Here is a 25,899-nt window from a genome sequence, read left to right as displayed (position 1 = left end):
GTCGTCTGAGACGATCGATGCCGCTCCGACTGAGCACGTGCTCCTGCCAGAAGATGAGGCCGACATCTGGCGGTGCGCCATCTCATGTTTCACCCCGCTGTCGGCCAGTTTTCGGCTTTGATACGCACACTCGCCTTTCGCCGCTGACGGCGATGACGCTGTGCTCTGGCGAGTCAGCCGGGGGATTCCCTGCGCGCATGACTTAAGCGTCAAAACTGCGATCTTTGCATGAAGGCTCCGTGAAGGGGCGTGTGCGCCTGCGAATACGAAAGAACATTTTCGCTTGATGGCCTTACGCTCACTGTAATCACGGGCGGTGGGATGTCATCGGGGTGTCCGCCCTGGAAGGGGATAGATCATGAATAAACTATCGAGCCGAGCCGGACTTCTGAGCTCTACCATTGTGAGCGGGATGACCCTGTCGCTCATCCTCGCCGCGGGGCCCGTCAACGCCCAGACCGTTGCGCCGGACAGCGACGTCATCGGTGAGCCGGTCGAGGTCCAGGAGGTCGTCATCACCGGCTCCCGCATCCGGCGGGTCGAGACGACGACCTCGGCGCCGGTGACCGTAATCGATCAGGCGGTCATGAACGAGCGGGGCTTCATCCAGGCCGGACAGGCGCTGAACCAGAACACCTCGGTGATCCCGTCCGCCCCCCTGGCCGACGGCAGCGGCGCTGCAGCGGGCAGCGGCCGGCAGTACCCCAACCTGTTCGGCCTCGGCGCCGGGCGCACCCTGACGCTGGTGAACGGGCGCCGCTTCGTCACCACCGGGGCCGGCACCGGCGACCGGGTTGTGGACACCAACGCCATTCCCGTCGGCCTGCTGGAACGGGTGGACATCGTCCAGGCCGGGGGCGCGGCGGTCTACGGCTCGGACGCCATCGCCGGGGTGGTCAACTATGTGTTGCGCGACGACTTCGACGGGATGGAGTTCGACGTGCAGTATGGGTTGTCGTCGCGCAACGACTATCCCCAGCAGAGCGCGCGGCTCACGGCCGGCCGCAATCTGCTGGACGGTCGCGCCAATGTCTCGGGCAGCCTGGAGTGGTCGGAGACCGACTCCCTGCTCAGCTACGACCGGCCCATCTCGGACCTGGGCCGTCTGACCACCAGCAATCCGGCCAACACCAGCGAGACGGACGGGATCCCGGCGCTGCGCGAAATCTTCAACGCCCGCTTCTGGCCGTTCAACTACAACGGCGTGATCTACACGACGCCGGCGCCGTCACCCGCCCTGCTGCTGCGCATCGACGGCGCGCCGACCCAATTCGCCGCAGACGGCCAGAGCGTCGTGTCCTACGACACCGGCGAAGTGTTCGGGGTCCCGTTCGCTTCCGGGGGTGACGGTTGGGATTATCGCGAGATCGCCGCCCTGTATTCGGCCGTCGAACGCGTCAACGCCAATCTGATCGGCCACTATGATCTGACCGACCGCGTCCGGCTGTCGGGCGAACTGATGTTCGCCTCGACCGAGGGCCGCGATCCCTACGGCACCCAGGGCGGCAGCAACACGGTCCTGAACAACGCGGCGTCCGGCGCGGGCGTCCTGACCTTCACGCGCAACAATCCGTTCCTCTCGGCCGAGGCCCTGGCCCAGCTGACGGCGGCCAGCCCGGCCTTTGCGGCCGGGGCGCCGCTGTTCCTGTCCAAGCAGTGGGCCGACGCCGTGCCGACCCGCGAGTACGTCCACACGACCGATGTGTGGCGGGCCCAGGTGGGTCTGGACGGCGACTTCGACTGGGCGGACCGCAACTTCTACTGGAGCCTGTCCTACAGCCGGGCCGAGGTGGACGGCGAAACCGCCGGGTGGGGTATCTGGACCCAGCGCATGCAGAACGCTGTTAACGCGGTCGAGAGCGGCGGGAACATCGTCTGCGCCATCAATGCGGACGCCGACGCCACCAATGACGATCCGGCCTGCGTGCCCATCAATCCGTTCGGCGCGGGCACCGTCACCGACGAGATGCGCGACTATGTGGCGGTCCGCACGGGCCAGACCTACGAGAACAGCCAGGACAATTTCCTCGCCACCCTGGGCGGCACGCTGTTCCAGCTTCCGGCCGGCCCGGCCAGCTTCTCGGTGGCCTATGAGTATCGCCGGGAGTCGTCCGACTTCATTCCGGCGGAATCCGCCCAGCTGGGCTTGACCGGGTCGGGCACGGTATCCGTGCCCACCGGCGGTTCCTACAACACCAACGAGTTTTCGGCCGAAGTGCTGGTGCCCATCCTGGGCGGCGAATTCAGCCTGCCGTTCGCGCAGAGCCTTGAGTTCGACGGGGCCTACCGCACCGTGGACAACTCCATCGCCGGGCGTGAAGACGTCTGGGGCGCCGGCCTGCGCTGGGGCGTGGTGGACGGGGTGACGTTGCGGGTGTCCCGCAGCCGCAACTTCCGCGCCCCGACGCTGGACCAGCTGTTCGCGCCGTCGTCCACGACGCTCGGCGCCATCGGCGTCAATCCCTGTGACGCCGACCGCATCAACAGCGGGCCGAACCCGGCCGTACGGCGCGCCAACTGCGAGAGTCTGTTCGCGGCCAATCCCGCGTGGGGTCCGCTGGACGGCTTCCAGGACCCCGGCGAGAACTTCAACGCGGTGATGATCACCTCGGGGGGCAACCCGGATCTGCGCAATGAACTGTCGGACACCTTCACCTATGGCGTCATCCTGCAGCCGTCGTTCATTCCCGGACTGACGATCGTCGCCGACCGGATCGAGGTGGATCTGAAGGACGGCCTGTCGGCGTTCCTGCCCCAGGACTTCCTGACCACCTGCTTTGACTCTGCTGAACGGAGCGCGGTCTGCGACCAGTTCACCTTCAACGGCCAGGGGCATGTGGCCACCGCCAACTCCACCACCTTCAATGCGGGGCGTGTTCGCTACGAGGGGGAGGTCTACAACATCAACTATGTGTTCGGCCTGGATGACTGGTTCGGCGGGCTTGACTATGGCCGCGTCGAACTGAACGCCGAGATCACCCACACGGCGCTGCTGGAGACCTCGGTGACCGGGTTCGACTATCTGCGCACCGACGGCACCACCCGGGCGCCCGACTGGGTCTCGCGCTACGACGTGCGCTGGTCGCGCGGACCGCTGCGTCTCAGCTACTCGATGTCCTATCTGCCGGACGCCAAGGTGAACCTGTTCGACACCATCGAGTCCACGCCGGTGCCCGATATCGACAGCAACATGCGGCACAATCTGTCGGGGCAGTATGATTTCGGCGACGTCACCCTGCGCGCCGGGGTCACCAACCTGACCGATGAGGAGCCGTCGTATCCGACCCGGAACTATGGCGACATTCTGGGCCGCCAGTACTTCGTCGGACTGAACGCCCGCTTCTAGGATAGAGCAGGGGCGGCGGCGTGCGCGTCGCCCCTGTCGCTGTCGTCCGACGCCGTGGAGTTCGTCATGCCCTTCAGTCCGCTCAGCCGCAGAACCGTCCTCACCGGGCTGGCCCTGTCCAGCGGCGCGGGGGCGGTGAGGGCGCAGGCGGCCACGCCCGGTGCGCCCGTGCGCTTCGTCACCCGGCATGGAGGCCGCTTTAACGGCCGTACAGTTCGCTACACGACCACGGTGGAGGAAACCCGGATTACCGCGGCGCCGGATCGACCGGCCGCCCGATTCGTGACCACCGCCTATGTGGCCGAACCCCGCGACCCCGCGCGGCCCGTGCTGTTTCTGTTCAACGGCGGGCCCATCGTGGCCTCGTCCTATCTGCACATCGGCGCCTTCGGCCCCCGGCGCTACGATCCGCCGCGCGACGTGACCGCCGATGTGGCCCCGCCCTACGCCCTGGTGGACAACACCGACTGTCCGCTGGACGTGGCCGACCTGGTGTTCGTCGATCCGCCGGAGACGGGGTTCAGCCGTCTTGAAGACGAAACGGACAGGTTTCGGGCCTATTCGGACCGCGCCGATTCCCTGATGACGGCCGAGTTCATCCAGGTCTGGTTGCGGGCGGCCGGCCGCGAGACCTCGCCGGTCCATCTGGTGGGCGAGAGCTACGGCACCTTGCGCGCGGCGCTGACGGCGGGACTGCTCAGCGAGACTCGCCCACTGGAAGGGCTGGTGCTGCTGGGGCAGGCCCTGAACATGATCGAGACCAGCCAGCGCACGCGCAACATCCTCTCCTACGCCACGAACCTGCCGACCCTGACGGCGGTCGCCTGGCATCACGGCCGCATAAACCGCGATGGGGGTCTCTCGGCGCGGATCGAGGAATCCTGGGCCTTCGCCATGACGGATTATCTGGACGCGCTTCGGCGGGGGAACGCGCTCCCGGTCGCCGAAAGCCGGGCCATGGCGGCGCGGCTGGAAGCCCTGACCGGCATCGGGCGGGATTACTACCTGGCCAATCGGCTGATGATCACCAAGGTCGCCTTCTGCCGCGAACTGCTGCGCGACCAGGGGCTGGTGCTGGCCATGTACGACGCCCGGTACGCCGGGCCGGCGCCGGCGGCGGACGAGCCCGCGACGGATCCCTACGGCAAGGTCAACGCCATGATCCCGCCTCTGCTGGCGCGACATCTGACCGAGACCCTGGGCGTCACCCTGCCCATGGACGACTACCGCGCCTCGGCGCCGCGTCCGGGACCGTGGGCCTATGCGCCGTCGTCCGGCGCCGGCGGCCCCTTCGACGACTACAATTATGACCGGGGCGTGGAGCAGGCGATGGCGGCCAATCCCCGGTTTCGTCTGATGATCGGCACCGGCGTGTTCGACACCACGACCACCTTGGGGCCGGCCCGGTATCTGGCCGATCAGGCCGCCTATACGCGCGAGCGCATCGTGCTGCGGGAATATGAGGGCGGGCACATGGCCTACAGCAATCCCGACGCGCGCACCGCCATGGCCGAGGACCTGCGGGCCTTCGTGGCGGGGCCTCGTTCGTAGCGTTCAAGGAATTCGCGCCATGCTGAAATCGATCTGGATCGCATCTCTCGCCGTGGCGATGGCGCTGTCGTTCACCGCCGCGCATGCCGGGGACCCCGAGGCCGTGGGTTCTGAGCTGAGGATGCTGTTGTCGCCGCGCATGGCGGCCGACGCCGTGGCCACCGTGGACGTGCGGGTGACGCTGGAAGCGCCGGGCGCCGCCGGGGGCGATGTCCTGATCGAGCTGCCGCTGATCCGGGCCATGGCCCCGTCGGCCTTGCAGGACTCCCGCGCGCTGTCGGCCTCGGACGACCTCGGACCGCTGGCCCTGACGGTTGAGGAAGACCCGGTTGATCCCACAGGATTCCGGCAGGATCGACGCTGGCGGGTGCAGCGGGCGACCTTGGGCGATGTGGTGGTGCGCTATCAGGCCACGCCGCGCGAGATCACCCCCGCCACACGGCCCGGTCCGCTCTATGACATGCGCGGCGAAGGGCAGGGCTTTCACGGCTCCGGCGCCGTGATCATCGCCTTGCCGCCGGACGGCTGGCCCCGGCCGGTGCGCATCGACTGGGATCTTTCGGACATGCCGGAAGGCGCGCGGGGCGTGAGCAGCCTGGGCGAGGGATCGATCGAGGCCGTGGTGCCGCAACAGGGCGTGGCCAGCAGCTATTTCATGGCCGGGCCGCTGCACAGCCTGCCCTCGGACGGGCGTGGCGCCTTTGTCGGCTACTGGATCACCCCGCCCGCATTCGATCTCGAGAACGCGCTGGGTCGGATCGAGGACGCCTATGGGCGGTTCTCCACCTTCTTCGGCGATGAGGCGGCGCCCTTCCGGGTCTTCATGCGCACCACTCCCGCCTTCGCCGGCGGCGGATCGGGCGGGTACAATTCCTTCATGTTCGGCAATGTGGAGGGGCAGGCGCGCGAGGAGAGCGAGGTTCTGGGGCTGTTGGCCCATGAAACCCTGCACAACTGGCTGAACGGGCTGGGCGAGGAGACCAGCCAGTGGTGGTCCGAAGGCACGACCAGCTACTACACCGAGGTGCTGTCCTATCGCGCCAGGCTGACCAGTCTCGATCAGTTCCAGACGGCCATGAACGACCTGGCCCGATCCTATTACACCAACCCGCGTAGCGACCTGCCCAACGACGAGGTGACGCGGCTGTTCTTCTCGGATGGCGACGCCCAGCTGGTGCCCTATCAGCGCGGGCCGATCTATTTCGCCCAGGTGGACGCCCGCATGCGCGTCGCCTCGAACGGCGAGAAGCGGGTCGATGATCTGGTGCTGGCTCTGCTGGACGCCCGGCGCAACGGCGGGGATTACAGCCGCGCGGGCTGGGTTGCGCTGCTGCGGCAAGAACTGGGCGAGGACGGGGTCGCGGAGTTCGAGACCATGATGGCCGGCCGCCCCATGGACCTGCCCGACAATCTGCTGGGGCGCTGTTTCGAGCGCGAGGCCGCTACCCTGCGGCGCTTCGAACCGGGCTTCCGGGTGGAGCCCGACGGGCGCGTGACGCGTCTGCTGCCCGAGGGTCACGGGGCGCTGGCCGGCGTGCGCGACGGCGACCGTCTGGCGGACCCCGACGCGCTGGAGGCGCTGGAGGCCGCCGGGCCGGGTGAGGCGACGCTGGCGCTGGTCCGGGACGGGCAGGCGGTGCGCATCACCTTCGAGCCCTGGGGCCCGGCGCGGCAGGGCTATCGCTGGGTGAGGAACAATGTGCCCGAGCAGGCCTGCGGCATCTGAGGGCGCTTCAGCGCGCGCCGCGGACCGGCAGGAAGGTGGAGCGCTTCATCTCGGACAGGGCCACGGTGGAGTTGATGTCGACCACGCCCGGCAGCTTCAGGATCTGCGTGAAGATGAACTCCTGATACCAGCGGATATCGGGCGCGATGACCTTGATCATGGCGTCCCGCTCGCCGAGGATCGAATAGCATTCGACGATCTCGGGCGTGGCTTCGATGGCGGCCAGGAACTTGTCCCGCTCGTCTTCGGTCAGGTGCTTGATCTTGAGCTGGGCGAAGACGTGCAGCTGGAAGCCCATCTTCTCGGCGTCCAGGATGGCCACCTGGGCCTTGATGTAGCCCTCGTCCTTCAGCCGCTGGATGCGGCGCCAGCAGGGGGACTGGGACAGGCCCACCCGCTCTGCCAGCTCAGACGTGGAGATGGAGCAGTCACGCTGAAGCTGCTCCAGAATCCGTACATCGATGGCGTCCAGATCGTTCGGCATTGATCACTCACAAACCGTCGCTAAATCCGCATTGTCTATTCATGCATGGAAGGTTTGATGGTGGCAAACGCAAAGATTCTTCGCGCTGATCGCGGATATCATGCGGCCCGTGGGGGCGACTGTCGCGCCCTTTGATGACCCAGGCTGAGGATGCCCGCGACCTCCACTCCAGCATCCCTGACCCGGAGCGATCCTGTGACAAACCGCCCCGACGATGCGCTTTACGCACCCTCGAGCTACAGCGCCTGGACCCGAGACCTCTATCGGCGGATGCCCTTGCCCCGGGGCTCGCTGCTCGTCTTTGAAAGCACCGTGCAGGAGCCGGTCGACCTGCTGGCCGGTCTGGTCAGCCAGGCGTTCGCCGGCGGCCCGCCGGATCGCTACGAGAGCGTGTTCGGGCGCGGCAATCCCCATCTTCTGGCGGCGCTCGCCGCCCGCTATGGCGTGGCCCAGCGTTCCATTCTGGCTGTCACGGGCGTGTCGAACGGCATGGCCCAGGTGCTGAATACCCTCATGTCGCCGGGCGATCATGTGCTGGTGGAGCGGCCCGGTTTCGACGTCCTGTCCAGCCTCGCCCATGCGGCGTGGTGTCAGGTGACGGATCTGGCGCGTTCCGCTCCGGACTTCGACCTGACGGCGGCCGATCTGCGTCTGGCGCTGCGGCCGGACACCCGCATGGTGGTCATCAGCAATCTCCACAATCCGTCCGGCCGCCTGCTGGACGAGACGCGGGTGCTGGAGCTTGCCGAGGCCGCGGCCGAGGTGGGCGCCTGGCTGGTGGTGGACGAGGTCTACGCGGACTTCGCGCGCGACGGCGCGATCCGCCTTCAGGCCGCGCCCAACCTCATCCGCATCAACAGCCTGAGCAAGGTGTTCGGCCTCTATGCCCTTCGCTGCGGCTGGATCATCGCTGATCCCGACGTAATCGCCCGGGTTGCTTCGGCCAACAGCGGGCTGGAGTTCGGTGTCTCCAAGCTGACCCATGCGGTGGCGGCGATGGTGATGGAAGACAGCCAGCCCTTTGAAGATCATTGGCGCGGGGTGCTGGCGGCGGGACGGCCGGTTCTGGCGCGGCACATGGCGGCCATGGCCTCGGACGGCCTGATCGAGGGCGAGACCCCGCCGTTCGGCTGCATGGCGTTCCCGCGCGTGGTGGGCCACCCCGACACCCTCAGGCTGGCCGAAACGATCTGGCGCGAGGACGGGCTGGTGACGGCGCCGGGCGAGATGTTCGGCCATGCGGGGCACATGCGTCTGGGCTTCGGCCTGTCGCCGGCCGCCCTTGATGAAGGCCTGTCGCGGCTGCACGAAAGCCTGCGCCGCAGACGAGACGAAGGATGAGAGCATGATCCGATCGGGCCGGGGCGGACGGATGCGCGGCCAGGGCATGGCGCTGCTGCGGCTATTGGCCATGGTCGGGAGCGTCTGGGTTCTGCTGGCAACGACCACGGCAATGGCCGAACCCGTCCGGTATCTGGTCATCGCCGGGGGCGAATCCGTCGGCTGGATGGTGGTCGATGAGGACGGGCGAACGGTCGAGATCGACTATCACGTGGACAACAACGGGCGCGGACCCAGGCATCAGGAGCGGCTCGCGCTGGACCGGGACGGCTATCCGGTGCTGTGGACCATCGACGGAACCTCATTGTTCGGCGGCGCGGTCAACGAACGGTTCGAACGCAGCGACGGGCGACTGAGCTGGATCAGCCAGGCCGACGCCGGCCAGGCGCCGGCGCCCGATCCGGTGCTGTATGTGGCCAATGACGCCAGCCCGTGGAGTCTGGCGCTCTACGCGCGGGTGCTGCGTCAGGCGCCGGGGCGGGCGCTGGACGTGACGCCGGGCGGGCAGATCACCCTGACCGAGGTGCGGCGCGCGGCCGTGGGCGACAGCGGCGTCGAGGGGACTATCTATCGCCTGACCGGACTGAACCTGGCGCCGGGCTATGTGATACTGGATGATGACAATGCGCTGATCGGGGATCTGGGCGGCGTCATCCGCGAGGACCTGGCCGACGCGGCGCCGGCGCTCAGGGAACTCCACGCCGGGCTGGAACGCGAGCGCATCGGCGAACTGCAGACCCGACTGGCGCACCGGTTCGACGCCCCCGTGCGGATCCGCAATGTGCGTATTTTCGATCCTGAGACCGGGACCCTGTCGTCGCCGTCCGAGGTGACCGTGTTTGACGATCGCATCACCACCATCCTGCCCGAGAGCGGCGGACCCACGCGCGACGACGTCTACGAGATCGACGGTCAGGGCGGCACGCTGATCCCCGGCTTGCACGACATGCACGCCCACAACTCGCTGCAGAGCGGTCTTTTCTATCTGGCCGCAGGTGTGACCACGACCCGCGACATGGGCAACGACAATGAGCGTCTGCTGGACCTGACCGACCAGATCGAGCAGGGCCTGCTGCCGGGGCCCCGCATTGTGCGCAACGGCATGCTGGAAGGCCGCAGCCCCTATTCCGTGCGCACCGGCATCCTGGCCGACACTCTGGACGACGCGCTGGAGGCCGTGCGCTGGTACGCCGACCACGGCTACTGGCAGCTGAAAATCTACAACTCGCTGCATCCGGAATGGGTCGGGCCGGTGACCGCCGAGGCGCACCGGCTGGGGCTGGGCGTGACGGGACACATCCCGGCCTTCGTCACGCCGGATCAGGCGCTTGAGGCCGGCTATGACGAGATTTCGCACATCAACCAGCTGATGCTGGGCTGGCTGCTCGAGCCGGGCGAGGACTCCCGCACGCCTCTGCGCCTCACCGCCATGGCGCGGGGCGCGGATCTGGACCTGAACAGCGCGCCGGTGCAGCGGACCATCGACCTGATGCTGGCGGAGAACGCAGCCCTGGACGTCACCGCCGTCACTCTCGAGACCCTGATGATGAGCCGGGCCGGACAGGTCCCCGCCATGGCTGAGGCCTTCATCGACAACATGCCGATCGGCTATCAGCGCTATCGTCGGCGCGCCTTCGTGGACATCGACACGCCGGAGGCCGACGCCGCCTATCGGGGCGGTTTCCGGAAGATCCTCCAGACCATCGCGCGCCTGCACAACGCGGGCATCGTGCTTCTGCCCGGCACCGACGACACCCTGGGCCTGACCGTGCATCGGGAGCTGGAACTCTATGTGCTGGCGGGCCTGAGCCCGGCCGAAGCCCTGACGGCGGGGACCCTGACCCCTGAACGCTACATGGGCCGCGACCACTCGCTGGGTCGCATCGCGCGCGGCATGCTGGCTGACTTCTTTCTGGTTTCGGGCGATCCCACCCGGGACATCAACGCTATCCGCGCGATCCGCATGGTGATGAAGGACGGGGTCGTCTATCTGCCCAGTGAAATCTATCCCGAGCTGGGCATCCGCCCGTTCGCGGATGGGATCGAGATCCAGCCACCGCGCACGCCGTCCGAGGGCGGACAGGCCGAAGCCGCTGATCGGCCGGTCCTGTTCGGCCCCCAGGGTCTGGATCACCATCACCACTGACGCGCCCGGGAGGCTGTCTTGCTGCTGCTGGATCAGGAATTCGTTCGAGGCCACCTGACGGTCGAGGCGTGCATTCCGCTGGTGCGCGATGCGATGATCGCCCTGTCAGCGGGCCAGACCCTTCAGCCCCTGCGCAGCGTGCTGCATCTGGCCGAGGGGCGCGCCTTCGGGGTGATGCCCGGCGCCATGGCCGGGGAGGCCGTTTTCGGGGCCAAGCTGGTCAGCGTCTATCCAGAGAATTTCGGGCAAGGCCGTCCATCCCATCAGGGAGTCATCACCCTGTTCGATCCCGCCAACGGCGCGCCCTCGGCGCTGGTGCACGCCGGGGAGGTCACGCGCATCCGCACGGCCTGCGCCAGCGCGGCGGCGACCGACGTTCTGGCCCGGCTGGACGCGACGCGGCTGGCGGTGCTCGGCTACGGCGAACAGGCGAAGGCGCACGTGGCCGCCATCGCCGCCGTTCGGCCGCTGTCCCGGGTTCGCGTGTGGGGCCGGTCTCCGGACCGCGCCCGGGCCTTCGCCGCTGACCTGCACAGCGACGCGATCCCTGTCGAGGCCGTGGGCGACGTGCGGGAGGCTGTCCAGGACGCCGACATCATCTGCACCGTGACCGCAGCGGTCGAGCCGATCCTGATCTCGGAGTGGGTGAGCGACGGGGCCCACATCAACGCCGTGGGGTCCAGCTACGCCGGGCCGGTGGAGATCGCGCCGGACCTTGTGGCCCGCAGCCGCTTCATCGCCGATTATGCGCCCGGCGTTCTGGCGCAGGGCGCCGAGTTTCTGGCGGCGAAACAGGCCGGTCTGATCGACGACAGCCACGTGGTCGGCGAGATCGGGCAGGTGTTCGCCGGAACCCTGAAAGGCCGCACCCGCCCGGATCAGGTCACCCTATACAAGTCTCTGGGCCACGTGGTTCAGGACCTCGCCTGCGCATCATGGCTGGCGGATCAGGCGCGGCGGTGCGGCGGCGGCGTCGAGGTCGCCTTTTGAGCGGCGCCCCTACTCCGCCATGAAGTCGCGCACCGCGTCCGCCAGGGCCTCAAGGTTCGTGTCCTCGATGAAGACCGAGTGGCCCGAGGCGAAATAGGCTGCGGTCAGCCGGTCGGCGGGAATGCCCGCCTGATCCAGCGTGTAGCGCCCGCCGTAGGCCGGGGTGGACAGGTCGTAGTATCCGGCCGACCAGAACACCCGCAGATCGGGGTCCCGCGCCATGGCCTCGGCCAGATGCGGAATGGCGTCTGTAAAGCCTTCGTGGTCCCAGGCGCTGTTCACCTCCAGATTGAGCGCCTGGTAGGCGTCATCGGCCCGGAAATCCAGCACATCGCCGTAGTAGGCGTCGACTACGGACACGCCGTCCGCAGGCCGGAACACGGTCTCCTCGGCGACGGCGGCCCGCGCGGCGGCCTCGGGGCCGTAGTTCATGCCGGGGTCGTCATAGGGCGGGCGCTGCGCCGGGGCGTCGAGCCGGGCCGTGGCGCGCGCGTCCAGCTGGCCGGTGCGCAGGCCCTGATCCGCCAGCAGGTTGAACATGAACAGGGTGTTGGTGATGCGCAGGTCGTTCTCGGCGATCAGGGCGGCGGGCAGGCCGGTCATCGCCGACAGCCGCCCGGCCATGGCGTTCCGCTCCGCGTCGGGCAGGGCGGCGCCCTGGATCAGCGCCGCGATATAGTCCGTGCGCGCGAACACCACGGCGTCCTCGTACACCTGCTCGACCGTGCGGCCGTCGCGGGCGGCGCGGCCATGATGCCAGGCGGCCGCCGCATAGCTGGGCAGGGCCGACATATGGGCGAGGAGGCCGCTGCGTTCACCGGGCACCAGAGCGAACAGCAGCACGCCATCGAAATTCAGGTCGGGGGCCACGCGCGTGATCTCCGCCGCACGTATCGTGCCGTAGCTCTGGCCCAGCAGATAGCGGGGCGCGTCCGAACGGTCGTGGCGGGCTAGCCAGTCGCGGATGACGTCGGCGACGGAGCGCGCGTCGCCCGTGCGGCTCCAGAACGGCGCGCCGTCACCATGAGGGTGGCTGTACCCCGTGCCCACCGGGTCGATGAACACCAGATCCGCCGCATCCAGCAGGCTGTGGGGATTCATGGCCAGATACTGGTCATCGGCCTCGCCGAAACGGCGCATGGGCCCGAAGGCGCCGAAATGCAGCGGGGTGGTGGAGGCGCCGGGGCCGCCGTTGAAGATGAACAGCACCGGTCGTTCGGCGGAAACGGCATCCGTCCGGATGTAGCTGGTGGTGACCACCGTTCCCGAGCCTTCGCCGTCTTCGGACCGCACCACCGTCTCGGCCACGACCGCCTGATAGGCGACCGGCCCGTCCTTCAGTTGCCCCACATGGGAGGTGGCGACGGAGCGGGGGCTCTGCGGGTCCTGTGCGGCGGCGGGCGCGGCAAGCGCCAGGGTGAGGGCGACGCCGGCCGCGAGGCTTCGGAACGAATGGATCATGACGCACTCCGGGAATCTGGACCGACGCCGAACCGGCCGCGCACCAGGTACCAGGCGGCCCCGATCAACCCCCAGACCGTGAGCGCCACATACGGCCGCCAGTCGGCGGTGAGGCCGAGCAGGACCACGACGAACGAGGCGACGACGCCCATCCAGCCCCAGATGGCGACGAAGCGTCGGCTGGGGCGGAAGGCGGCCTGGGCGTGGATCTCGGGGTGGTGTTGCGCGATGCGCGTGGCCGACAGACAGGTGGCCCCATACTTCAGCAGCGTCGGCACGTTCACGGCCAGAAACAGGGCGGTCAGGTTCATGGGCGCCAGAAGGCCCAGGGCGCACAGGCCGAAAGCGACGGCCAGCGCAATGTGCGGCGTCTGGAAGCGCGGATGAACCCGGGCCAGCGACGAGGGCAGGGCGGCCGCGCGGGCCATGGCGAACAGATAGCGGCTGAACACCATGGCCAGGGCGTTCAGGGACTTGCCAATAGCGAGCACCGCCGCGAGGACGATGACAGGCCGGGCGATGTCGTCACCCATGAACACGGCAGCGGCGTCCAGAACCGGGGTTTCACTGGCGGCCAGCGCCTCGGGCCCCAACACGCCGAGGGCCACGGCGGCCACCATCAGATACAGGATCATGGCCGAGACGATGGAGGCGGCCACGCCGATCGGGATGGCGCGTCGGCTGTTGCGGACCTCGTCGCCGACCTCGGTGGCGGCTTCGATGCCGAAGAACAGCCCGATCAGGACCGGGGTGGCGGCCAGCACGCCCGCCCAGCCCTCGGACATGAAGGGAGTGAACGACTCCGGCTGGATGGACGGCGCGCCCCAGCCGGCGAACACGAAGAACAGAACGATCAGGCCGGCCATCAGCACGGTCTGGACCCGCGCGGCGATGGCCACGCCCCACAGGTTGAGCCCGAAGATCAGGACAAACACGCCCAGCATGGTCGCCTTGGTGGGAACCGGGACCAGCATCGACACATAGCGGGTCAGCACCAGCGCAAGGATGAGCATGGCGCCCACGCTGCCGGCGATGCGCAGCCAGGCGATCATGAATCCGGTCGCGGGCGACAGGAACCGGCGCGGCCATTCGTAGGACGCGCCCGCCGTGGGCAGGGCCGATCCCATGAAGGCGTAGGTCACCGCGATGATGAACATCGGGACGGCTGCGAGGGCGACGGCCAGCAGCATGGCCGGTCCGGCCAGGGCCGTGGCGGGCGCGATGACCGAGAAGATCGAGACCCCGACGGCCAGACCCAGCCCCAGGGCGATGACCGAGATCAGGCCCACGCCCTGTTTCAGATGCGGCGCATCAGCCATGCAGAGTTCCCCTTTCATGGGACAGCAGCCATGCGGCCGCCGCCAGATCCTGGGCGGCGTGGCCCAGGGATTTGTAGAGCGTGATCTGGTCCGTGCCGGTTCGGCCCGGGTGTCGGCCTGAGAAGACCTCGCCGATCTCGGCCACCACGTGATCGTCGGTCACGCGGCCCTGCTCGCGGGCGCGCAGGAATTCGCCGCCGTGAGCCAGAACGTGGCCGCGATGATCGGCGATGAACAGGCTGCGCGCCACGAGATCGGCGTCCGCCTCGGCCGCATGGGGGCCGCTGGAGCCCACGAGATTCACATGGGTTCCCGGCGCGACCCAAGCGCCTTCGAGCACCGGATCGGTCGCGGTGGTGAGGGTGCAGACCACATCGGCGCTCTCCACGGCCTGGGCGGCGGTCGCACAGGGCAGGACGTCAAGGCCGAAGCGGTTCTGCATGTCATCGGTGAACGTGGTGACACGCTCAAGATCCCGCCCCCAGACCCGGACGGTCGTCAGCGGTCGCACCGCCGCGATGGCTTCCAGATGGGCCTCGGCCTGGGCTCCGGCCCCGATCAGGGCGAGGACGCGGGCGTCATCCCGCGCCAGGGCGTTCGTGGCCGCCGCCGTGGCTGCGGCGGTGCGGATGCGGGTGATCTCTTCGGCGTCGCCGACAAAGACCGGACGACCGTTGTCCGTGTCGAACATCACGACCAGACCTTGATGCCGTCGGCGCCCGGGGCGGTCCGGCGCGCCATAGACGCTGACCAGCTTGGCCCCGAACCCGGCGTCGGACACGGCGGGCATGAGCGCGAAGGTCCGCCCTTCGCCCACGGGCAGGAAACTGCGCAGGGCCTGCCCGACCCGGCCGTCGGAAAGGTCGATCATGGCCTGACGCATCAGGGGAATGCACCCCGCTATGCTGAGCCGCGATCGCACGGCCTCGGCGTCCATGACCACCAGGGCGTCGCTCAAGCCAGCGCCTCCACCAGACGATCCACGTCGGCCGACGTGTTGAAGATCGACGCCGACACGCGCAGCCGGTGCGCGCCCAGGGTGACGCGCACGCCTGCGCGCCGGAGCCGGTCCGCGAAGGTCTGGCGGGCGTCCCTGTAGGCAAAGGCGATCAGCGGGCTGGTGCTGTCCTCGGGCGTCAGGGGCTCGAAGCCCAGTCGCGGCAGTTCGGCGCGGGCCCGTTCGATAACCGGCTGGCGCCAGGCCTGGATAGTCTGCACGCCCAGCGACTGGATGTAGTCCAGCGACCAGTCCAGATGGGCCAGGCCGGTGTTGGTGAAGGTGCCCATGGCGAACAGGCCGGCGGCGTCATCGCGCGCGCGGGTCTCGAACAGGCGCGGACCCGGCGGATCATAGGGATAGGCGTGGCTGGAGAAGGCGGCGAGCTGCTGATAGCCGGCCTGCGGCCTGCGCAGCCGGGGAATCAGGTCGGCCCGGGCGTAGAGAAAGCCCAGCCCCATGTCGCCCATCAGCCATTTGTAGCTGGACGACGCCACCAGATCGACGCCGGTGGCGCGCACGTCGAACGGCACGGCGCCGATGGCGTGGACCGCGTCCACATAGACATGAGCCCCATGGGCGTGGGCCAGATCGCACACGGCCTTCAGGTCATGCTGGAAGCCGTTGATGGTCGAGACGGCGGACAGGGCGACCAGACGCGTGCGGTCGTTCACCGCCGCCTCCATGTCCGACATCAGGATGCGGTTCTCGCGCATGGGCAGGATCACCACCTCCATGCCCGCGCGCTCCAGTTCGGCATACAGATGGAACGAGCCGAAGAAGTGCAGCGCGTCGGTGACGATGCGGCCGCCGACCTCTGGAATGCCCAGGGCGCTGACGGCCAGTTGCTCGCCCGCGGACGTGCTCTGGACATAGGCCACCTCGGCGGGCGTGGCGTTGATGAGGGCCGCGAACCGCTCCAGCACCGACTGCCGCAGCGGTCCGAAATCGTAGCCGTCGGGGCCGCCGTTCATGGCGCGGGACTCGAGATAGAGCCGCACCGACTCCCGCGCGCCGACGCTGAAGGGGTGGATCGACCCCGCGTCCAGATAGACGCCCTGGAGGTCGGGAAACTGATCGGTGGCGGGCAGGGCCGGAACAGACCCGCCGACACCAGCGACGGCGGGCGCAGCGCCGGCGGCCGCGGGCAGGGCGGCGGCGGCGGCCAGCCAGCTTCGCCGCGTCAGTCCCTGTGCCCGCTCGTCCGCCATGACCCTCTCCTCAACCCGAATCCGTCACAGGGCGCAGGCGCTGTCCGGCGCGCCGTCGACCCGTTCCCACCGCCAGCCGCTGACGGGCTCGCCGCGGGGCAGGTAGCTGACGCCATAGGTGGCGCCGTCGCGGCGGATGGTCATCTCCATCATGCGGTCCTCATCGCCCTGCGCCTCGCGCACCGGCGTGATCGACAGGATTTCGTCCCCCTCCGCAAGCCCGGCGCGGGCGGCGGCGGACTCGGGCAGCAGATCGGCCACCACGCCCAGCCGCATCTCGTCGAAGCCCAGCTGGAACGGACGATGCGACACCTGCACCGGCCTCAGGCAGGGGCCGAAGGAGTCCGGGTGCGGGGCCAGGGCCTGCCCCGCGATCATGCCGTCAAAGCCGGCCTGCGCCTCGTCGCCGATCTCGGCCTGCAGCAGCGCCACCCAGTCCGAAAGGCCGACCGTCTCGCCCGCCTTCTGACGCGCCAGAACGGTCACGACCAGATCGTCCAGCGACCGCGCCCCGTCGGAGGCGGCGCGGACCTGGGCGTCGACATTGGCGAGATAGATGAAGCCGCGGCCATAGGGGATGCGTTGCGCCCGGGAGTCGCTCCAGAAAATCTGGCCGGCCTGCTCGTTCGACAGGCGGATGTGGGGGTTGGCGTAGTAGGCGTCGGCGCGGCGGTTGATGATGTCGAGGAACTCCCCGGAGTCCAGAAGCCCGGCCCGAAGCGCCAGAAGCGAGGAATAGAACTCCGCAGTCCCCTCTGTGTACCACGCGGTCAGGGCGTGAGGATCGCCGCCGTTCAGGCGGGGCCAATTGTGGGCCATCTCGTGGGCCAGCAGCATCTGCAGCCCGTCGCTGGTGGTCTCGCCGCCCGCGCCGTAGCCGAACATGAAGGACTGGGCCAGGGCGGTGCCGCCACCCGCCGGATAGGGGTTCTCGCGAATGAACACCCGGTAGGGCGCTCCGGGATCGTCGAAGAACTCCGACATATAGGTGTAGAGCGCGCGCGTCCCGGCGGCCACATCTTCGATGTCGAAGGGCGGGTGAGACAGCCAGTAGAGGGCGAAGTCGTCGGCCCCGGCCTCAGGCTCGCTGGCCACCGCGCCCACGGCGTAGAACGAGAAGGCCAGGGTGCTGGCCGGCGCGGTGACGGAGCGCTCGCCCTCGCCGAAACTCCACACCCCGCGCGCGCCCTCGGGCAGGGCGGACAGGTCCCAGTTCAGGCTGATCCGGTAGGGGGTCTCGACCACGGGCAAGGCGAAAAAATAGACCCCGGCGCCCATCAGCCCGCCGTCCTGGGCGCGCAGATCGAACAGAGGCCCGTTGCGGGTTTCCGACGACACCGCTCGCGGGGTAACGGCGTAGGTGACGGTCACTTCGCCTTCCGTCGCCCGGTCGGCCAGATAATGGCGGTAGACCCCCTCTGGCGTCGGCTCCGCATCTTCGGCGGCAAGGGTCAGCCGACCGCGCGCGTCGCGAACCTCGATTTCGTCAGCTTCGTAGGCCGCAGTGGGTGTCGATACGAGCGTCACCGGCATGCGCAGAAGGGCGTCGGCAGCGTCGATTTCCGGAGCGGAGAATTGCAGTTGCACCTCCAGCCGATCCACCCCGCCGTCCGCCGCGGGGCGGGGCGTCAGGGTGACGGACAGAGGCGGCGACTCATCCGCCCACGCCGCCGGAGCGATGAGGAGAACGCAAAGAAGAAGGAGGTGTTGAAGGCGCGGCATGAGCCCTATCCCAAACAGATTTGATCCCAGAGGATACTAAAGGCGATCGGGGAGGTTCATGCGATCTTTGCAGCGAATGGGCGCTATGGCGGCTATTTTATGCCGATCGGCTGTGACATCCGCCTCGGCTCAAGCGTGACCATGGACGTTCCTGCGTCAGGCGCTTCTGGTTGATCGTCGTGTTTTTGCGCTTCTGAGATGACGGGTTCTGGCCCCAGGCGACAAGGTCAGCTCGGGCCGCCTGCAACTTGCAACGCTCTGCATGAAAGTTGAGACGGCTGTCAGGAGACGGCCTCGCACCGCCCGGATATCCTCGGCGCGAATAAAGGTATCCAGTATGGTCGTCTCCACATCATTGCGCGATCCGATCATGGCGGGCCGGGGCAGGAGACACAGCGCCCTGACGACGAGGACCTCGCTGTCGAGGGCGACTGCGCTGATGGTGATCGCGCAGCGAAGGTGGCGATGGCGCCGGCCGCCATCAGTGACGACTCGCCTCCGTGCCGGGTTGTTCCCGCGCACAAGTTCGCGGACTGCGCGAGAATCGCTCAGCGACTACCCAAAAATGGGGATTTCCGAGGTGCACTGCACAGCTAGATTGAATTAACTATAATCAGAAGTTCAATCCTAGTGATGTATGTATCGCCTGCGAGTGAAATCAGTAGATTGTCCTTAACTGGCTCTCCTGAGCCAGATTTACGAAATTGGCAGGACGAATTAGAGCGGCCGCTTCTTAACTGGAGCGTGCGCCGCGCTCATGCATTGTTCATCGTCACGCCGGAGTTGAAGCTTCTGGACCTGAACCTGGCAGGCGATATGCTCGTCAAGGCTGATCACGATATACAGACTGTCGGAGGGCAGTTCGGCTTTTCGGACAAGGGGCGCACCGGCTGCCTGCGGACATTTCTCGCGAATGAAAGTCTCGAAGCTGCAGGATGGTCCTATCGACGGGTTTGCGGGAGCATTGTGATCATCCATGTCGAGTGGCTGCGCCAATGCCCTGGCGTAACGGGCGGCAATGCCGTCGCGCTCACTTTCCAGCCCGCAAGCCCGGCCGAGCGATACGTATGGGCCGACTTCGCCCCGTACTTCGACCTCACGCGATCTGAAGCCGCGATCGTCAAGAGACTTGTCGACGGCCAGACGCCCGCTGCGGTGGCCGAGCAGCTTGGACTGTCGATCGAGACGGTAAGAACCCACATCCGACGCATCTACAACAAGCTGGGCGTGAGCAGCCGAGAGCAGCTCTTCGCAGCGGTCGCCTCGTTCCGGATCGGGTGACCTTCAGGCGCTTTCCTGCGCCAGTCATTTTAAATTGCTGATTATTTTCAACGAGAAAGGGGCTCATGTTCGCCCCTGGAACGGCAATTTAACCCTGCTGATTCCCCTGACAGTTGAATATAACGCGGCTACCCAAAACTGGGGACGCCCACGTTTCTGCGGACAACTAAGTTCCCGTTAAGAAAGCGTTAAGCTTTTAACTTTGCGGGGGGCGCGGCCACTTGAGCCGCTGCCGGAAAACCCGGTCTTGAGGGCGGCGGACAACATGCAATTGCAGGCTAATTCTGGCCGCCGGTTGGGGCGTTTGATTGCCTGTGCCGGCAGTCTGGGTGTCATGGCGTGCGCCGCTGGCGCTGTCGCCGCCGAGCCCGTCGCGCCCGGAGTTTCATCCTTTTCGCGGGTGGACGTCATCCTCGCGGGAAGCATCAGCGCGCGCTGCGACCTGGCCGGCGGAGGCGATATCGACTTCGGTGAGTTGGTCGGCAACCAGACCGCTCGGGCGCGGGTGGCCCTGGATTGCAACGTGCCCTTCGACCTGAGCTTCCAGTCCGCCCGGGGGGGGCTTGCCCATACGGCGCTGCCTGCCGGGGAGGGCCCCTATTCCGGCACGCTGGACTACACCCTGGACGTCAGTGTGCCGGTGATCGGCCCTCGCCGATCGACGCTGCACGGACGGTATGAGAGCCGGTCGCTCATGTCGCGCAAGACGCTCGGAAGCGGCGAAGCCATCGCTGCGGGGCACGCGCAAATAGAGATTCGCACAGGAACACCGCTGGGGGCGGGACTGCTGGCGGGCCGCTACTCGGAGACCCTGACCATAACTGTTGCTTCCCGTCTTTGAGGGCGGACGAAATAATCCACCATCTGACGGTATGGAGTAAAATTAGACAAATAAAGTCAGTTGTGGCGATTAATGCTAATTTGGCCGTGTAATTTAGTTAGTTGATCAAGTAAATCTCAGGCTCAATTGAGATATTAGGGTTCTTTGTTCTTGACTCTATTCCACAATAAGCTCTTAAGGGCGATAAGATCGGGGGGAGAATTCCATTCGTTCGACACGCCTAATCACAACCTTTCTACGGAGATCATCATGAAAATCGCTTCACTTCTCGCCGGCGTCGCCGCCGTCGCGCTCACCGCCGGGGCCGTCTCGGCCCAGGACATTCATCAGGGCCAGTCGTCGCTGACCGGATCCGCGACCATGTACGGCAACAACGGCGGCTTCCTGGGCCCCGTGCTGAACATCCCGGCCAATGCGAACCTGGCCAACGCCCAGAACGACGGCTCGTCGGTGTCCTCGTGGCACGCTGTCGGCAACGCCGTTGACAACATCGGCACGGCCGAGACCTCGGACGGCGCCACCTTCACCCTGACCGGTTCGGTGTCCACCGACTGCGCCTACTACTCGGGCAACAACAACACCGAGACGCTCGATTTCGGCCAGATCGGCATCTACGCCTCGGACAACACCGGCCCGGCCGCCGCCTTCACCATGGTCGCCCCGGCCGTGCTGAGCATCGACACCAACCTGGCCGGCTGCAACACCGCCAACACCGTGCGCATCCAGAAGACCGACGTGCGCGGCATGGTGAACAACAGCGGCTCGGGCTACGACACGGACGTCTTCCAGGCGAACCTGCCGTACTCCATCGCGGCCAGCTACACCGCCTCGGGCACGGGCGCGCCCGCCGCCGGCTCCGCCCAGACCCTGACCGTCGCCGAGAACGCCGACCAGGCCTCGCGCCAGCACGGCGCCTGGAAGTCGGCCATGTCCCTCGACATCGTCGTCCCCACCCCCGCCCGGGCGCTGCTCGCCGGCACCTATGCGGGCACCTTCGGCGTGACCATCTCCGCCGGCCTGTAGGCAACCACAGCCTGGTTCGGGGAGCAGGAGGGCGCAGTCCCTCCTGTTTCTCGTTCCGGGCCGGAGCCTCTGGCTCTCTCAATAACCACCATCACAGAGCCGCAGCAGCGGATTCGGAGACGCAGCATGTTTCGACGGGGCCAGTTTCAGTCGACCTGGAAAGGGTTGGCGTTCGCCGTGACTCTGGTGATGGGCATGTCGGTCCTGTCCGCGGCCTGGGCCATGCGTGTCGCGCCCATGGTGTCAGAACTGACCACCACAGGCGCAGGATCGACCACGCGCATCGAGGTCGGCAACATCGGCTCGGCCGCCCTGCCGTTCGAGACCCTGATCACCCGGGTCGAGTTCGACGAGAATGGTGAACTGGTCGAGACTCCGGCTGACGAGGAGTTCCTTGTGTTCCCCCCGCAAGGGTTGGTTCCAGTCGGCGGGCGCCAGGTCGTGCGGGTCCAATGGGTCGGTGAACCCGACCTTGAGGTGTCACACGCCTACTATCTGTGGGTTCGCCAGCTGCCTGTGGCCACCGAGCCTGTCCAGTCGGAAGCCGGCGGAGCGGTCACCGTATCGGTGCTTTACACGATGAAGGCGCTGATCGTGGTCGCGCCCGACGGCGCCCAGCCCAATGTTCAGATCGTCTCCGTCACGCCGGCCATGGTCACGCCGCCTGCGCCGGAAGTCGATCCGTCGCTGACCAATGGTGAAATGATCGCGCCGCCGCCCTCGCAGCCGGGCGTGGAAATCAGCGTGACCAACACCGGCCGGCGCTATGCCCTGATGAGCGGCGCGACCTGGATCATCGAGGGCACCACCCTGGGCGGCGAGCCCTTCAACCTGACCCTGAGCGGTCAGGAGGTCGCCGAGACTGTGGGGGTCGGCTATCTCGCCCCCGCTGGAGGCCGCCGCACGTTCCAGCTCCCCACAGGGGAAGCGCTTGACCCGGCCCGGCCGGTCACCGTGCGGTTCGCGCGATGAAGCGGTGGGAGAGAGCTCTGGCAGGCGTGACGCTTGCTCCGATCATGGCTCTCGCTGCGCCTCTCAACTGGGCGGCCGCGGGAGCCGAGGCCGGTCACGGGATAGCCCATCCGGCGGCTCTTTCGGAGCCCCCGGAGCCCACAGCTGGATCTCAGGAAACTCCGGCGCGGCCCAACATCAACCCCTATGACCGCGACATCGCCATGACGGTGCCGCTTCAGTTCAATCGGCGGGTTCTGGGTGAAATGCCGGTGCTTCTCACTGCGGACGACCGCTTCATCGTGAACAGCGCCGGCTTCGTCAGCCTGATCAGTCCGCTGTTGACGGAACAGGCGAACGCCGAATTGAGGGCGGCGCTTGAAGGGGTGCCGCAGTTCGCGCCGGAGGAGATCAATGCGGCGGGCATACAGCTCGACTACGATCCCGAGCAGCTGGCCGTGCTCGTTCTGCGCATTGATCCAAGCAAACGCACGCCCGAGTTCCTCTTTCGCGGCGGCGAACCCGAGACGCCGGAGCAGGGGCCGGAGAATTTCAGCGCCTATCTGAACGCCAACATGGCCGTCAGCCGGCGCGTGTCGACCGGCGAGGTCGACCGGCCGAGCCTCTTTCTGAACGGTGCGATCCGCGTTGCTGGTGTCGTCCTGGAAGCCGATGTCCAGGGACGGGAAGACCGCTTCACCGACACTTACTCGTTCGAGCGCCGCTACGCCCGCCTTGTCTATGACCAGCCCGAAGCCTTCCGACGCTGGACGCTGGGCGATCTCGATCCCGAGGTCCGGGGGCGGCAGGGGTTCGCCGACCTCGGCGGGCTGGGCGTCAGTCGCCAGAGACGGCGGTTTGAATCCTTCCGCAACAACGTCCTCTCGGGATCGCGCCAGTTGATCCTGCAGGAATCGTCAGTGGTTCGCGTGTCGCGCAACGGCGTCTTCGTACGGGAATTCCGGTTGGATCCGGGCCAATACGACGTCAGCAACCTGCCTCTGGATGCGGGCGGCAACAATATCGAGATCGACATCCAGGGGGAGTCGGGTCGCCGCGACAGCGTCTCCTACAGCGCCTATCTGGACAGCATCGATCTCGAACCCGGCGACTACGAGTACGGGGCCTACTTCGGTCTCACGAGCGAAGGAATTTTCGGCGAGCCTGACTATGCTGACGGCGAGCTGGCCTTCACCGGGTTCTATCGAAAGGCCTTCAGGGATCGCCCTTCGGTCGGTCTCGGGCTGCAGGCTTCGGAACGCGTGCAGACCTTGACCGGGCAGGGACAGCTGATCCTGCGAAACGGCTCCCGGATTCAGATGGATGCGTCCCTGAGCACCAGTGAGGACGCCGGGCAGGGCTATGCACTGGCGCTGGGCTATGACTTCCTGCTGGACAGGGGCGACTCGGCTGACGCGTTGAACTTCGTGGCGGATTTTGTTTCGGACGATTTCGCCAACCTGGGCAACCGCTTCGGCGATAACCCCACATCCTGGTCCTTCAGCGCCGGATACTCCCGCCGTTTCTCCCCGGACTGGATCGGCAACCTGTCCGCCAGCTACCGCATGAGCCGGGACGGGTCGCGTGACGACGCCTACACGATCAACGCCTCCAGCACCTATCGCGTGACCCCGGACTGGAGTGTCCAGATGGGGGTCGAGTACGCTGACTTCGGCATTAGATCAGGTCCGTTCGGGTCGAGCGACGCCGGCTTCGGCGCGACCGTCGCCCTGATCTGGACGCCCAATTTCCGCGACCGGGGCGAGGCGCGCTATAACTCCGCGCGGGATTCCGGCAGCGTGCGGTTCCAGCGTTCGGGGGCGAACCGCGTCGACTCCTTCGGCTATTCGCTCGCCTCCACCTACGACGATGGATCAGGATCTGTCTCGGGACAGGTGGACTACAGCTCAAACCGGTTCGACGCGACCCTCAGCCACATCGCCTTTGGCAGCGACTTCTCGAACATCACCGAGGAGCAGGTGACGAGCCTGCGCGTCGGCGCCTCCATCGCCACGACAGGCGGGAAGGTGGCGATCGGGCGCAACATCTATGACAGCTTCGCCATTGTGTACCCGCATGAGAGCCTGAGGGAGCACGACGTCATCGTCGGCGAGAGCCTGGAAGGCGGACGCTACACGGCCCGGAGTGGCGCCTTCGGCCCCGCGCTTTCCAACATTCTGACCTCCTATGTGAACCAGTCCGTTCGCTATGACGCCATCAACGCGCCGCGCGGCTATGACATCGGTGAGGGCATCCTGCGCGTTCATCCCGCCTACAAGAGCGGATATGCCATCGAGGTAGGGAGCAATGCCTATGTCAGCGCGCTGGGTCGGCTCGTCGGCAACGGCGACAGGCCACTGGCGCTGATCAGCGGGCATCTGATCCCGGTCGACGATCCGGATGCCGATCCCCAGCTGTTCTTCACTAATTCGGTGGGACGCTTCGCCGCCCAGTCGCTCGAGCCCGGCAGGCGCTACAGGGTCGAACTGTTCACCACGCCTCGACAGGGATTCGAGTTTACGGTTCCGTCTGATTCTGACGGCCTGCTGGACTTGCAGATCGTCCGGGTTCCCATCGACGTCGTCGAATAAGCAAGAGGTTCACCATGTCCTTCAGAGCGAATCTCGCCGTCGGCGCCGCCGGCATCTTCCTTTGCCTGGCGACGGCCGGCGCCGGTCAGGCGTGCAGCCTGTCCTTGCAGCCGTCGCAGGACAGCTGGACGATCCGCTACGATCCCTTCGCCCAGGACGCGACCCAGAACCAGTTTGACGTTGCGGTGGTGAACCAGGGCGACGTGCGCTGCTCCGGCACGATCAGGGTGGATCTTTCGGGCGAAGAGTACGGCCTTCGCATGGCGGGAGCGCCCGGCCGCATTCCCTACGCCTTGATCGATGAGCGGGACGGCGCGGACCTGACGCCCCGGGCGGGCCTCAACGCGCGGCGGATCAACGCCCAGCCGGTGGCTCTCGAACCGGGAGAGCGCAGCTTGCTGCGTTTCACCTTCGTGACCGCCCCCGGCGAGGTGCCTGCCCAGGGACTCCATGTCCAGAACGCGCGCATTGCGCTGGAGGACGGATCAGGGGTCATCGTCGGCGAACGCCCGTTGACGCTCGCGCTGGACGTGGTTCCCGCGGCGGTCCTGGGACTGAAGGGTGAGTTTCAGCGCAGCAACGGCGTCGCGCGGATCGACCTGGGTGAACTCACGCCGGGCCCCAAGCCCTTGTCTGCGGCCCTTTATGTCCTGAGCACGGGCGGTTATCGCGTGTCCGTCGGATCGGCAAACGGGGGCCGACTCCGGATGGGCGCGACCGACTGGTACGTCGATTACGAGCTTGAAGTCGGCGGCCACCGTATGGATCTGGCGTCGCCGGATGGCTTCGAGGTCGTTTCGCGGCGCGCCCGGGCCGACGACTATCCGTTGAGCGTGCGGATCGGTGACGTCGCGGGACGGCGTGCCGGCGAGTACACCGATGTGATCACCTTCACGGTCGCGGCCCTGTAGCCGGGGC

General features: G+C 67.1%; 18 protein-coding genes. 12 read left to right on the top strand and 6 right to left on the bottom strand.

Features of this window, described 5'->3' with window-relative positions:
* Positions 1–412 precede the first annotated feature (412 nt).
* From ACK4SE_RS03115 to ACK4SE_RS03105, 3 genes are all read left to right on the top strand, one after another.
* Positions 413–3,346, top strand: a complete 2,934-nt coding sequence (locus ACK4SE_RS03115; RefSeq protein WP_409688644.1) for a TonB-dependent receptor domain-containing protein — start codon at positions 413–415, stop codon at positions 3,344–3,346.
* A gap of 66 nt (positions 3,347–3,412) precedes the next feature.
* Positions 3,413–4,897, top strand: a complete 1,485-nt coding sequence (locus ACK4SE_RS03110; RefSeq protein WP_409688641.1) for a S10 family peptidase — start codon at positions 3,413–3,415, stop codon at positions 4,895–4,897.
* A 19-nt stretch (positions 4,898–4,916) separates the two neighbouring features.
* Positions 4,917–6,623, top strand: a complete 1,707-nt coding sequence (locus tag ACK4SE_RS03105) for a hypothetical protein (RefSeq protein ID WP_409688638.1) — start codon at positions 4,917–4,919, stop codon at positions 6,621–6,623.
* A 7-nt stretch (positions 6,624–6,630) separates the two neighbouring features.
* Here the strand turns inward: ACK4SE_RS03105 and ACK4SE_RS03100 are convergent, their stop codons facing one another.
* Positions 6,631–7,107, bottom strand: a complete 477-nt coding sequence (locus tag ACK4SE_RS03100) for an Lrp/AsnC family transcriptional regulator (RefSeq protein WP_409688635.1) — start codon at positions 7,105–7,107, stop codon at positions 6,631–6,633.
* A gap of 195 nt (positions 7,108–7,302) precedes the next feature.
* On the opposite strand from ACK4SE_RS03100, the gene ACK4SE_RS03095 reads away from it, so the two are divergent.
* Genes ACK4SE_RS03095 through ACK4SE_RS03085 form a run of 3 tightly spaced genes read left to right on the top strand, consistent with a single transcriptional unit; the run spans position 7,303 to position 11,584 of the window.
* On the top strand, positions 7,303–8,448 hold the full coding sequence (locus tag ACK4SE_RS03095; protein WP_409688632.1) for a pyridoxal phosphate-dependent aminotransferase: 1,146 nt from the start codon (positions 7,303–7,305) through the stop codon (positions 8,446–8,448).
* 4 nt (positions 8,449–8,452) lie between these two features.
* Positions 8,453–10,594 carry an amidohydrolase family protein gene (locus ACK4SE_RS03090; RefSeq protein ID WP_409688629.1) on the top strand — a complete coding sequence of 714 codons (2,142 nt, stop codon included), beginning with the start codon at positions 8,453–8,455 and terminating at the stop codon, positions 10,592–10,594.
* Positions 10,595–10,612: 18 nt separating this feature from the next.
* Entirely contained in the window at positions 10,613–11,584 is a 972-nt protein-coding gene (locus tag ACK4SE_RS03085; RefSeq protein WP_409688626.1) for an ornithine cyclodeaminase family protein, read from the top strand.
* Positions 11,585–11,593: 9 nt separating this feature from the next.
* Here the strand turns inward: ACK4SE_RS03085 and ACK4SE_RS03080 are convergent, their stop codons facing one another.
* The 5 genes from ACK4SE_RS03080 to ACK4SE_RS03060 are packed head-to-tail and all read right to left on the bottom strand — an operon-like array spanning position 11,594 to position 18,294.
* Complete coding sequence (locus ACK4SE_RS03080) at positions 11,594–13,045, bottom strand: S10 family serine carboxypeptidase-like protein (protein ID WP_409688623.1); 1,452 nt, start codon at positions 13,043–13,045, stop codon at positions 11,594–11,596.
* Positions 13,042–14,364, bottom strand: a complete 1,323-nt coding sequence (locus ACK4SE_RS03075; protein ID WP_409688620.1) for an APC family permease — start codon at positions 14,362–14,364, stop codon at positions 13,042–13,044. Before ACK4SE_RS03075 ends, ACK4SE_RS03080 begins: the two co-directional genes overlap by 4 nt.
* Positions 14,357–15,322 carry an ornithine cyclodeaminase family protein gene (locus tag ACK4SE_RS03070; RefSeq protein ID WP_409688617.1) on the bottom strand — a complete coding sequence of 322 codons (966 nt, stop codon included), beginning with the start codon at positions 15,320–15,322 and terminating at the stop codon, positions 14,357–14,359. Before ACK4SE_RS03070 ends, ACK4SE_RS03075 begins: the two co-directional genes overlap by 8 nt.
* Entirely contained in the window at positions 15,319–16,572 is a 1,254-nt protein-coding gene (locus ACK4SE_RS03065) for an aminotransferase class V-fold PLP-dependent enzyme (protein ID WP_409688614.1), read from the bottom strand. Before ACK4SE_RS03065 ends, ACK4SE_RS03070 begins: the two co-directional genes overlap by 4 nt.
* A 24-nt stretch (positions 16,573–16,596) precedes the next feature.
* On the bottom strand, positions 16,597–18,294 hold the full coding sequence (locus tag ACK4SE_RS03060) for a hypothetical protein (RefSeq protein ID WP_409688611.1): 1,698 nt from the start codon (positions 18,292–18,294) through the stop codon (positions 16,597–16,599).
* A gap of 633 nt (positions 18,295–18,927) precedes the next feature.
* Between ACK4SE_RS03060 and ACK4SE_RS03055 the strand changes: the two genes are divergently transcribed.
* From ACK4SE_RS03055 to ACK4SE_RS03030, 6 genes are all read left to right on the top strand, one after another.
* Positions 18,928–19,575, top strand: coding sequence for a helix-turn-helix transcriptional regulator (locus tag ACK4SE_RS03055; protein WP_409688608.1), 648 nt, complete (start codon positions 18,928–18,930; stop codon positions 19,573–19,575).
* 265 nt (positions 19,576–19,840) lie between these two features.
* On the top strand, positions 19,841–20,416 hold the full coding sequence (locus ACK4SE_RS03050) for a hypothetical protein (RefSeq protein ID WP_409688605.1): 576 nt from the start codon (positions 19,841–19,843) through the stop codon (positions 20,414–20,416).
* Between the two features lie 249 nt (positions 20,417–20,665).
* Entirely contained in the window at positions 20,666–21,439 is a 774-nt protein-coding gene (locus ACK4SE_RS03045; protein WP_409688602.1) for a hypothetical protein, read from the top strand.
* Positions 21,440–21,565: 126 nt separating this feature from the next.
* Positions 21,566–22,411 carry a hypothetical protein gene (locus ACK4SE_RS03040; RefSeq protein ID WP_409688599.1) on the top strand — a complete coding sequence of 282 codons (846 nt, stop codon included), beginning with the start codon at positions 21,566–21,568 and terminating at the stop codon, positions 22,409–22,411.
* A gap of 26 nt (positions 22,412–22,437) precedes the next feature.
* Positions 22,438–24,981: a hypothetical protein gene (locus tag ACK4SE_RS03035; RefSeq protein WP_409688596.1), complete on the top strand. Its 2,544-nt coding sequence runs from the start codon at positions 22,438–22,440 to the stop codon at positions 24,979–24,981.
* Between the two features lie 14 nt (positions 24,982–24,995).
* Positions 24,996–25,892 carry a hypothetical protein gene (locus ACK4SE_RS03030; protein WP_409688594.1) on the top strand — a complete coding sequence of 299 codons (897 nt, stop codon included), beginning with the start codon at positions 24,996–24,998 and terminating at the stop codon, positions 25,890–25,892.
* Positions 25,893–25,899: the final 7 nt, after the last annotated feature.

This window comes from Brevundimonas sp. (assembly GCF_046293315.1).
In the GTDB taxonomy this organism is placed as follows: domain Bacteria; phylum Pseudomonadota; class Alphaproteobacteria; order Caulobacterales; family Caulobacteraceae; genus Brevundimonas.
This window is presented reverse-complemented; position numbering and strand designations above follow the sequence as displayed.

Excerpts from the sequence above, each read along its gene's own strand:
- ACK4SE_RS03080 (WP_409688623.1), bottom strand. The coding sequence starts at position 13,045 with ATGATCCATTCGTTCCGAAGCCTCGCGGCCGGCGTCGCCCTCACCCTG.
- ACK4SE_RS03050 (WP_409688605.1), top strand. The coding sequence starts at position 19,841 with ATGCAATTGCAGGCTAATTCTGGCCGCCGGTTGGGGCGTTTGATTGCC.
- ACK4SE_RS03090 (WP_409688629.1), top strand. The coding sequence starts at position 8,453 with ATGATCCGATCGGGCCGGGGCGGACGGATGCGCGGCCAGGGCATGGCG.
- ACK4SE_RS03030 (WP_409688594.1), top strand. The coding sequence starts at position 24,996 with ATGTCCTTCAGAGCGAATCTCGCCGTCGGCGCCGCCGGCATCTTCCTT.
- ACK4SE_RS03105 (WP_409688638.1), top strand. The coding sequence starts at position 4,917 with ATGCTGAAATCGATCTGGATCGCATCTCTCGCCGTGGCGATGGCGCTG.
- ACK4SE_RS03060 (WP_409688611.1), bottom strand. The coding sequence starts at position 18,294 with ATGCCGCGCCTTCAACACCTCCTTCTTCTTTGCGTTCTCCTCATCGCT.
- ACK4SE_RS03055 (WP_409688608.1), top strand. The coding sequence starts at position 18,928 with ATGTATGTATCGCCTGCGAGTGAAATCAGTAGATTGTCCTTAACTGGC.
- ACK4SE_RS03045 (WP_409688602.1), top strand. The coding sequence starts at position 20,666 with ATGAAAATCGCTTCACTTCTCGCCGGCGTCGCCGCCGTCGCGCTCACC.
- ACK4SE_RS03065 (WP_409688614.1), bottom strand. The coding sequence starts at position 16,572 with ATGGCGGACGAGCGGGCACAGGGACTGACGCGGCGAAGCTGGCTGGCC.
- ACK4SE_RS03040 (WP_409688599.1), top strand. The coding sequence starts at position 21,566 with ATGTTTCGACGGGGCCAGTTTCAGTCGACCTGGAAAGGGTTGGCGTTC.
- ACK4SE_RS03110 (WP_409688641.1), top strand. The coding sequence starts at position 3,413 with ATGCCCTTCAGTCCGCTCAGCCGCAGAACCGTCCTCACCGGGCTGGCC.
- ACK4SE_RS03115 (WP_409688644.1), top strand. The coding sequence starts at position 413 with ATGACCCTGTCGCTCATCCTCGCCGCGGGGCCCGTCAACGCCCAGACC.
- ACK4SE_RS03075 (WP_409688620.1), bottom strand. The coding sequence starts at position 14,364 with ATGGCTGATGCGCCGCATCTGAAACAGGGCGTGGGCCTGATCTCGGTC.
- ACK4SE_RS03100 (WP_409688635.1), bottom strand. The coding sequence starts at position 7,107 with ATGCCGAACGATCTGGACGCCATCGATGTACGGATTCTGGAGCAGCTT.